The sequence below is a fragment of the Micrococcus sp. ACRRV genome, assembly GCF_022346985.1.
Taxonomy (GTDB): Bacteria; Actinomycetota; Actinomycetes; order Actinomycetales; family Micrococcaceae; genus Micrococcus; species Micrococcus porci.
Genome location: NZ_JAKRNH010000112.1, coordinates 1 through 7,583, shown reverse-complemented (window position 1 = coordinate 7,583; position 7,583 = coordinate 1). Strand labels below are relative to the sequence as shown.

The following is a 7,583-nucleotide window of genomic DNA, read 5'->3' as shown; positions in this document are numbered from 1 at the left end:
GCTCAGGTGGGGATCGCCGGCCGACGCGCCCGGCCCCGCCTCCGCCGGCGATCCCCACCTGAGCCCCTTCGTGGAGCTGGAGCGGCAGACGTGGGCGCGCCTGGCGGACCAGCTGGACCAGCCGTTCGACCAGGACGACGTCGAGCGGCTGCGCGGGCTCGGGGAGACCCTCTCCCTCCGCGAGGTCGCCGAGGTGTACCTGCCCCTCTCGCGCCTGCTGGGCATCCACGTCGAGGCGGCCGGCGCGCTGCGGCGGGCCACCAACGAGTTCCTCGGGGAGCGCACGGGCCGCACCCCCTACGTGATCGGCGTGGCCGGCTCGGTGGCCGTCGGCAAGTCCACGACCGCGCGCGTGCTCCAGGAGATGCTGCGCCGCTGGCCGTCCACCCCGCGGGTGGAGCTGATCACCACGGACGGCTTCCTGCATCCCAACGCCGTGCTCCAGGAGCGCGGGATCATGGACCGCAAGGGCTTCCCCGAGTCCTACGACCGCCGGGCGCTGCTGCGGTTCATGGCGGACGTGAAGTCGGGCGCGGCCGAGGTGAGCGCGCCGGTCTACTCGCATGTCACCTACGACATCGTCCCGGAGCGGCGCCAGGTCGTGCACCGGCCGGACGTGCTCATCGTCGAGGGCCTGAACGTCCTGGCCCCGCCGCTCCTCCGGGCGGACGGCACCCCGGGGCTGAGCGTGTCGGACTTCTTCGACTTCTCCGTCTACGTGGACGCACGGGCCGACTGGATCCGGGACTGGTACGTGGAGCGGTTCATGGGTCTGCGCTCGAGCGCGTTCCGCGACCCCGACGCCTTCTTCCACCGGTACGCCTCCCTGTCCGACGAGGAGGCCCGGGAGACCGCCCTGTCCATCTGGGACCGCATCAACGGGCCGAACCTGGCCCAGAATGTGCAGCCCACGCGCGGGCGCGCCCGGCTGGTGCTGACGAAGAACCGGCAGCACGAGGTGACCCGGGTCCTGATGCGGAAGGTGTGAGCCGGACGCCGGTGTGACCGACCCCACCGGTGGACACCCCTCCCGGAATACGTGTCCCGTCGAATGTTCCCTAGACTGGGCCAATGCTTCAGGGATTCAAGGATTTCATCATGAAGGGCAACGTCGTCGACCTGGCGGTCGCCGTCGTCATCGGCGCCGCCTTCGGCAAGGTCGTCACCGCTCTCGTCGACTCGGTGCTGATGCCGCTCATCGCGGCGCTGTTCAAGGCGCCGAGCTTCGACAGCTGGCTCGTGCTCAACCTCAACGGCGTGGACGTGAAGTTCGGCGTCGTGCTGACCGCCATCGTCAACTTCCTGCTCATCGCCGCCGCCGTGTACTTCTGCATCGTGCTGCCGATGAACACGATGATCGAGCGCCGCAACCGCCGCCTCGGCATCACCCCGGCCGAGGACGAGGTCGCTCCGGACGTCGCCGTGCTGACCGAGATCCGCGACCTGCTCGCGCGTCAGAACGGCGCCCCGCGCGACTGATCCCCCGTCAACCTGAAGGGCCCCGGCCCGCCCCCCCAGGAGGCGGACCGGGGCCCTCGTCGTCGTGCCGGGCCCGGCGCGCCCCGGCCGCCGGTCAGGGCGCGCCGGGCGCCGGGACGGACCGGCCCGGGTCCACGCACGGGAGCCAGTCCGCGGGTCCGCCGCGGTCGCACACCGGCACGGACACGGCGAGCCAGGCGGCCACCCACAGCGCCGCGAGCAGCGCCGCCGGGCCCGCGAGCGGGCGCAGTCGGCCGGGGTCGCGACGGGGGCTCACGGCGTCAGTCGTGGAGGCGCAGCTCGCGCTGGACGACCTCGGCCAGGGCCTCGGCCTCGCGGCGGGCGGTCTCCTCGTCGGGGGCCTCCACCATGACGCGCACCACGGGCTCGGTCCCGGACGGGCGCAGCAGCACGCGGCCGGTCTCGCCCAGGCGTGCCTCGGCCTCCCGGACGGCCGACTGCACGGCGGCGTCCTCGGCGGCGCGGGACTTGTCCACGCCGCGGACGTTGACGAGCACCTGCGGCAGGCGGGTCATCACGGCCGCCAGTTGGGAGAGCGGCGTGCCGGTCTCCGCCACGCGGGCGGCGATCTGCAGGCCGGTGAGGACACCGTCGCCGGTGGTGGCGTGGTCGGCGAAGATCACGTGGCCGGACTGCTCGCCGCCCAGGGAGTACTCCCCCAGGCGCATGCCGGCCAGGACGTAGCGGTCGCCGACCTGGGTCTCCACGAGCTCGATGCCGGCCCCGCGCATGGCGAGCTTCAGCCCGAGGTTGGACATGACGGTCACCACGAGGGTGTCCTCCTTGAGCTGCCCGCGGTCCTTCAGGGCGAGCGCCATGATGCCCATGATCTGGTCGCCGTCCACGACCTCGCCGTGCTCGTCCACGGCCAGGCAGCGGTCGGCGTCGCCGTCGTGGGCGATGCCCAGGTCGGCGCCGTGCTCCTTCACGGCCGCCTGGAGCTTCTCCAGGTGTGTGGAGCCGACGCCCTCGTTGATGTTCAGGCCGTCCGGCTCGGCGCCGATCACGATCACCTGCGCACCGGCGTCACGGAACGCGTCCGGGGAGCAGCCGGAGGCGGCGCCGTGGGCGCAGTCCAGCACCACGGTGAGCCCGTCCAGACGGTGGGGCAGCGTCTGCAGGAGGTGGACCACGTAGCGGTCCTCCGCGTCGGAGAAGGTCCGGACCCGGCCGACCTCGGCCCCGGTCGGGCGCAGCGGATGCTCCGACTCGAGGTGCTGGATGATCTCGTCCTCCTGCTCGTCGGTGAGCTTCTCACCGCCGCGCGCGAGGAACTTGATGCCGTTGTCCGGGGCGGGGTTGTGCGAGGCGGAGATCATCACGCCGAAGTCCGCGTCCAGGTCCCCCACGAGGAACGCGGCGGCCGGCGTGGGCACCACGCCGGCGTCGTGGACGTCCACGCCCGACGACGCGAGCCCGGCGATCACCGCGGCCGCGATGTACTGGCCGCTGATGCGGGGGTCGCGGGCGACGACCGCCACCGGTCGGCGACCCGCCGCGAGCGCGTCCGCGCCCAGCACCGGAGCGGCCGCCTGGGCCAGCTGGACGGACAGTTCCACTGTGAGGACGTCGTTGGCCAGGCCACGGACGCCGTCGGTTCCGAACAATCTCGACATGATCCCCGAGTGTACGAGCACGCGTCAGCGTGGACGTCCCGACCCGCCCTCCCCGACGTCGCGATCCGGTCACGATCCGTGGGGGCCGCGCGGTAGGATCACCCCGGGGGAGCCTCGGCGAGCGGCCCGCACCGGCGATCCGGCGCGGCAGCCCGTGGCCCCCGACCCGACCCGAAGGACCCCTCCTCCATGCCCGATCACCAGATCCTCTCCTCGTCGTGGCCGCGCCGCGCCGTCCTCGGCGGCGCCGGGCTCGCGATCGCCGGCACGGTCGCCGGCTGCGGCACCGGCGGCGACGCCGCGCAGAGCACCTCGGCGGACGGCTCCGCGGCCTCGACGGGCCCGCGCCTGCCGGAGCCGGAGATCCTCTCCACCATCGACTGGGGCGCGCGCATCCCGGAGAACTGGCAGCAGACGCTCTACGAGAAGCCGTCCTACCTGGTGATCCACCACACCACGACGCCCAACGTGACGGACGGCTCGCGGGACGCGGCCATCGCCCTGGCCCAGCGCGTGCAGAACCAGCACATCAACCAGCAGTGGGGCGACTCCGGCCAGCAGTTCACCATGTCGCGCGGCGGGTTCGCGATGGAGGGCCGCCACGGCTCCCTCTACGCGCTGCAGGGCGGGGAGACGTTCATCCTCGGCGTCCATGCCCTGGGCTTCAACGCCTACGCGGTGGGCATCGAGTGCGAGGGCTTCTACATGGTCAGCCCGCCCCCGCAGTCCCTCTACGCGGGCCTCGTGAAGCTCTCCGCCTTCATCTGCCAGCAGTACGAGCTGCCGCCGTCGCGGATCATCGGCCACCGCGACGTCGTGAAGACGAGCTGCTGCGGCGACGCCTTCTACGCCAAGCTCCCGATCCTCCGTGAGGACGTCAAGCGCTCCCTCGAGACCGGCGAGTACCAGATCACCGAGGGCTTCGGCGCGGACAACCTCCTGGACGACGCCAAGATCAACGTGGAGAACTACGAGGACTTCCAGAAGAGGTCCTGACGGGCCCTACACCCGACGGACGACGAGGCGCCCCTTCCCGGTCCGGGAGTGGGGCGCCTCGTGGTCCGGGCGACCGGACGGCCGGCCGGCGGCTCAGCGGACGCGCGGGAAGGAGCCGCCGTCCGCCTCGTCGATCTCGGAGAGGACGTCGGCGGACGCGCAGATCTGCGGGTCCGGCAGGTGCACGATGCGCTCGTCCTTGTTCGGGTACGGCAGGGTGTGCAGGACGTGGCGCATGGCCTCCAGGCGGGCGCGCTTCTTGTCGTTCGACTTCACCACGGTCCACGGGGCGTCCGCCGTGTGCGTGTAGAAGAACATGGCCTCCTTGGCGTTCGTGTAGTCGTCCCACTTGTCCAGCGAGGCCAGGTCCGTGGGCGAGAGCTTCCAGCGGCGCACCGGGTCGGTCTCGCGGGCGGCGAAGCGGTTGAGCTGCTCGCGGCGGGACACGGAGAACCACAACTTGATGATGTGGATGCCCGAGTTGGAGAGCATCCGCTCCAGCTCCGGGGTCTCGCGCATGAACTCCAGGTACTGCTGCGGGGTGCAGTAGCCCATGACCCGCTCCACGCCGGCCCGGTTGTACCAGGAGCGGTCGAACATGACGATCTCGCCGCCGGAGGGCAGATGCTGGATGTACCGCTGGAAGTACCACTGCGAGGCCTCGGCCTCGGTGGGCTTCTCGAGGGCCACGGTGCGGGCTCCGCGGGGGTTCATGTGCTCGTTGAAGCGCTTGATGGCGCCGCCCTTGCCGGCGGCGTCGCGGCCCTCGAAGATGATGAGCACCTTCTGGCCGGTCTCCTTGACCCAGAGCTGCATCTTGAGCAGCTCGATCTGCAGCTCGCGCTTGCGGCGCTCGTAGCTCTTGCGGCTGAGCTTGGTCTTGTACGGGTAGCCCTCGCGCCAGGCGGTGGGGTCGGGGCTCGGGAGGGAGTCGCCGTGGAGCGTGCGCCCCAGCTCGCGGATCTCGTCGACCTCGGCGGCGTAGTCCTCCGTGACGGCGAACGGCTGTTCGCGCCGGCCGCTCTCGAGCGGGTGCTCGCCGGCCAGGACTCCGTCGGCGGAGGGGTCGGTGGGGGGCGTCGTCGTGTTCTCAGCCACGGGCGTCTCCTGAGGTCGCGGTGCGACGGACCGCTCACCGGTGCGGGCGTGCGGCCCGGCCCGGCGGCGTCGCCGGACCCCGTCAGTCTACGCCGCCGGAGGACGCGCGGCCGATCCCCGGGCCCCGTTCCGCGGGCTGCGCGCCCCGGAACGCAGGGAACCCCGTGCCCCTCCGAAAGGAGGGCGCACGGGGCTCGTCTCGCGACCGGCGGGCCGGTCGGCGCCGGATCAGCGCTTCGAGAACTGCGAGGCCTTGCGGGCCTTCTTGAGGCCGGCCTTCTTGCGCTCGATCACGCGGGCGTCGCGGGTGAGGAAGCCGGCCTTCTTGAGGGCCGGGCGGTTGTGCTCGCGGTCGATCTCGTTCAGGGCGCGGGAGATGCCCAGGCGCAGCGCGCCGGCCTGGCCGGACGGGCCGCCGCCGTGGATGCGGGCGATCACGTCGTAGGCGCCGTTGAGCTCCAGCAGCGTGAAGGGGTCGTTGACCTCCTGCTGGTGCAGCTTGTTCGGGAAGTAGTTCTCCAGGGTGCGGCCGTTCACGGACCACTGGCCGGAGCCCGGCACGAGGCGGACGCGGGCGACAGCCTCCTTGCGGCGGCCCACGGCGGAACCCGGCACGGTCAGGGCCGGACGCTCGGAGACGGCGGCGGTCTCCGAGGCGGCGGTGGACTCGGAGGTGTAGCTCGTCAGCTCCACGTCGTCGTTCTGGTTGATGCTCATGTCTCTCCTTGGAAGAGGTCTGCTCAGGCGACCACGAGGGTCACTGGGCGACCTGGCCGATCTCGAAGGTGGCGGGCTTCTGGGCCGCGTGGGGGTGCTCGGCACCGCGGTACACCTTCAGCTTGGTCAGCTGCTGGGCCGCGAGGGAGTTCTTGGGGAGCATGCCCTTGACGGCCTTCTCGACGGCGCGCACCGGGTTCTTCTCGAGGAGCTCGGCGTAGGACTCGGACTTCAGGCCACCCGGGTAGCCGGAGTGGCGGTAGGCGCGCTTCTTCTCGAGCTTGGCGCCGGTGAGGGCCACCTTCTCGGCGTTGATGATGATGACGTAGTCGCCCATGTCCGTGTGGGGGGCGAACGTCGGCTTGTGCTTGCCGCGCAGCAGGGTGGCGGTGTGGGTGGCCAGGCGGCCGAGGACGACGTCCGTGGCATCGATGATGTGCCACTGGCGGTCGGCGTCACCAGGCTTGGGAGTGTACGTACGCACGTTGTCTGCCTTCAGTTCGGTTCGGTCACAGCCGCCGGCTCCGGGTCGTGAGTCCGAGGCGGGCGGCCGTTCAGTTCTCCGTGCGCGCCGGTCCCCCAGGTGAGGGCTGGAAGGCGGCCGGGCCCGAGGAGCCCCGGGGGTGCGGCGCGAGTCGAGGCCATGCAACTGAGCCACTCGCGGCACGACGCATCCGGGTGCGGGCATGCGCAACGTCCACCCATGATACCGGCTCATCCGGTCCGGGCCAAAAGCGTCCCGCGGACCTCAGCCGAGGTCGGCGAGGGGGGCGCGCCGGGCGCGGCTCCCCTCGGCGCGGGCCCGGAGTTCCTCACCGGTCTCCGGGTAGCCCACCTCGAGAAGGGTCAGCCCGTGCGCCGGCGCGAGCCGGGCGGCCGAGTCCCGCACCGGGCCGGCCACGCGGGCGGCCGTCCACCCGGGCGTCCGCCGCCCCTCCCCCACCTCGAGCAACGCCCCCACGATGGTCCGCACCATGGAGTGGCAGAACGCGTCCGCCCGCAACCGCACCCGGACCAGCCCGTCCGGGGTGCGGACGACCTCCGCGTCCTGGACCTCGCGGACGGTGGTGGCCCCCTCGCGCGGGCGGCAGAAGGACAGGAAGTCGTGCAGGCCCAGCAGCGCGCCGGCCTCCACGGCCATCAGCCGCTCGTCCACACGGGCGCCATGCCAGAGCACGCCGTGCCGGGCGAGCGGGTCGCGGGTCTCCGGCCGATCGCTGATCCGGTACTCGTACGCGCGCCAGAGCGCGCTGAACCGGGCATCGAACCCGTCGGGCGCTCGTCGGGCCCCGCGGACGACGACGGCGCCCTGCCACGGGCGCAGCACGCCCTGGAGGCGACGCACCAGGGCGTCCGCGGGGTCCACGTCCGCGCGGCCGCGGGCCAGGGCCGACCACTCGGCCTCCGTGAGGTCGCAGTGCACCACCTGTCCGCGCGCGTGGACGCCGGCGTCGGTGCGGCCGGCCACCACGGTGCGGACGGGGCGCCGCACGATCGTCTCGAGGGCGCCCTCCAGCGCGCCCTGGACAGTGGCCAGGCCCGGCTGCGCAGCCCAGCCGCGGAAGCCCGAGCCGTCGTACGCCAGGTCCAGGCGCAGCCGGACCTCCCCCTCACGCGGCAGGCCGGTCGTGGGGTCCGGGCGGGGTTCCACGGGGG

At 72.5% G+C, this 7,583-nt stretch carries 9 protein-coding genes; 3 read left to right on the top strand and 6 right to left on the bottom strand.

Going from position 1 to position 7,583, the window contains the following annotated elements; all coding sequences use genetic code 11:
* The first annotated feature begins 58 nt into the window (after positions 1–58).
* Both coaA and mscL read left to right on the top strand, forming a co-directional pair.
* Positions 59–988 (top strand): type I pantothenate kinase, encoded by a 930-nt coding sequence (coaA, locus tag MHY29_RS10305; protein WP_239240993.1) that lies wholly within the window; start codon positions 59–61, stop codon positions 986–988.
* 83 nt (positions 989–1,071) lie between these two features.
* Complete coding sequence (gene mscL / locus MHY29_RS10300) at positions 1,072–1,479, top strand: large conductance mechanosensitive channel protein MscL (protein ID WP_239240984.1); 408 nt, start codon at positions 1,072–1,074, stop codon at positions 1,477–1,479.
* Between the two features lie 94 nt (positions 1,480–1,573).
* Here mscL and MHY29_RS10295 read toward each other — a convergent pair whose 3' ends face one another.
* Both MHY29_RS10295 and glmM read right to left on the bottom strand, forming a co-directional pair.
* Positions 1,574–1,756 carry a hypothetical protein gene (locus MHY29_RS10295; RefSeq protein ID WP_224356605.1) on the bottom strand — a complete coding sequence of 61 codons (183 nt, stop codon included), beginning with the start codon at positions 1,754–1,756 and terminating at the stop codon, positions 1,574–1,576.
* A 4-nt stretch (positions 1,757–1,760) separates the two neighbouring features.
* Positions 1,761–3,116 (bottom strand): phosphoglucosamine mutase, encoded by a 1,356-nt coding sequence (gene glmM / locus MHY29_RS10290; RefSeq protein ID WP_239240981.1) that lies wholly within the window; start codon positions 3,114–3,116, stop codon positions 1,761–1,763.
* A 189-nt stretch (positions 3,117–3,305) separates the two neighbouring features.
* On the opposite strand from glmM, the gene MHY29_RS10285 reads away from it, so the two are divergent.
* Positions 3,306–4,112 (top strand): peptidoglycan recognition family protein, encoded by an 807-nt coding sequence (locus MHY29_RS10285; protein ID WP_224356603.1) that lies wholly within the window; start codon positions 3,306–3,308, stop codon positions 4,110–4,112.
* A gap of 93 nt (positions 4,113–4,205) precedes the next feature.
* Here the strand turns inward: MHY29_RS10285 and ppk2 are convergent, their stop codons facing one another.
* From ppk2 to truA, 4 genes are all read right to left on the bottom strand, one after another.
* Positions 4,206–5,159 (bottom strand): polyphosphate kinase 2, encoded by a 954-nt coding sequence (ppk2, locus tag MHY29_RS10280; protein ID WP_239240990.1) that lies wholly within the window; start codon positions 5,157–5,159, stop codon positions 4,206–4,208.
* Between the two features lie 279 nt (positions 5,160–5,438).
* Positions 5,439–5,927, bottom strand: a complete 489-nt coding sequence (gene rpsI, locus MHY29_RS10275; protein WP_224356602.1) for a 30S ribosomal protein S9 — start codon at positions 5,925–5,927, stop codon at positions 5,439–5,441.
* A 40-nt stretch (positions 5,928–5,967) separates the two neighbouring features.
* Positions 5,968–6,411, bottom strand: a complete 444-nt coding sequence (rplM, locus tag MHY29_RS10270) for a 50S ribosomal protein L13 (RefSeq protein WP_224356601.1) — start codon at positions 6,409–6,411, stop codon at positions 5,968–5,970.
* 264 nt (positions 6,412–6,675) lie between these two features.
* The gene (gene truA / locus MHY29_RS10265; RefSeq protein WP_239240987.1) at positions 6,676–7,578 is read right to left on the bottom strand and encodes a tRNA pseudouridine(38-40) synthase TruA; all 903 of its coding nucleotides are present in this window, start codon (positions 7,576–7,578) and stop codon (positions 6,676–6,678) included.
* Between the last annotated feature and the right edge of the window lie 5 nt (positions 7,579–7,583).

What these genes read in the sequence shown, in the direction of transcription:
- rpsI (WP_224356602.1), bottom strand. Translation starts at nt 5,927, where the DNA reads ATGAGCATCAACCAGAACGACGACGTGGAGCTGACGAGCTACACCTCC.
- mscL (WP_239240984.1), top strand. Translation starts at nt 1,072, where the DNA reads ATGCTTCAGGGATTCAAGGATTTCATCATGAAGGGCAACGTCGTCGAC.
- glmM (WP_239240981.1), bottom strand. Translation starts at nt 3,116, where the DNA reads ATGTCGAGATTGTTCGGAACCGACGGCGTCCGTGGCCTGGCCAACGAC.
- MHY29_RS10285 (WP_224356603.1), top strand. Translation starts at nt 3,306, where the DNA reads ATGCCCGATCACCAGATCCTCTCCTCGTCGTGGCCGCGCCGCGCCGTC.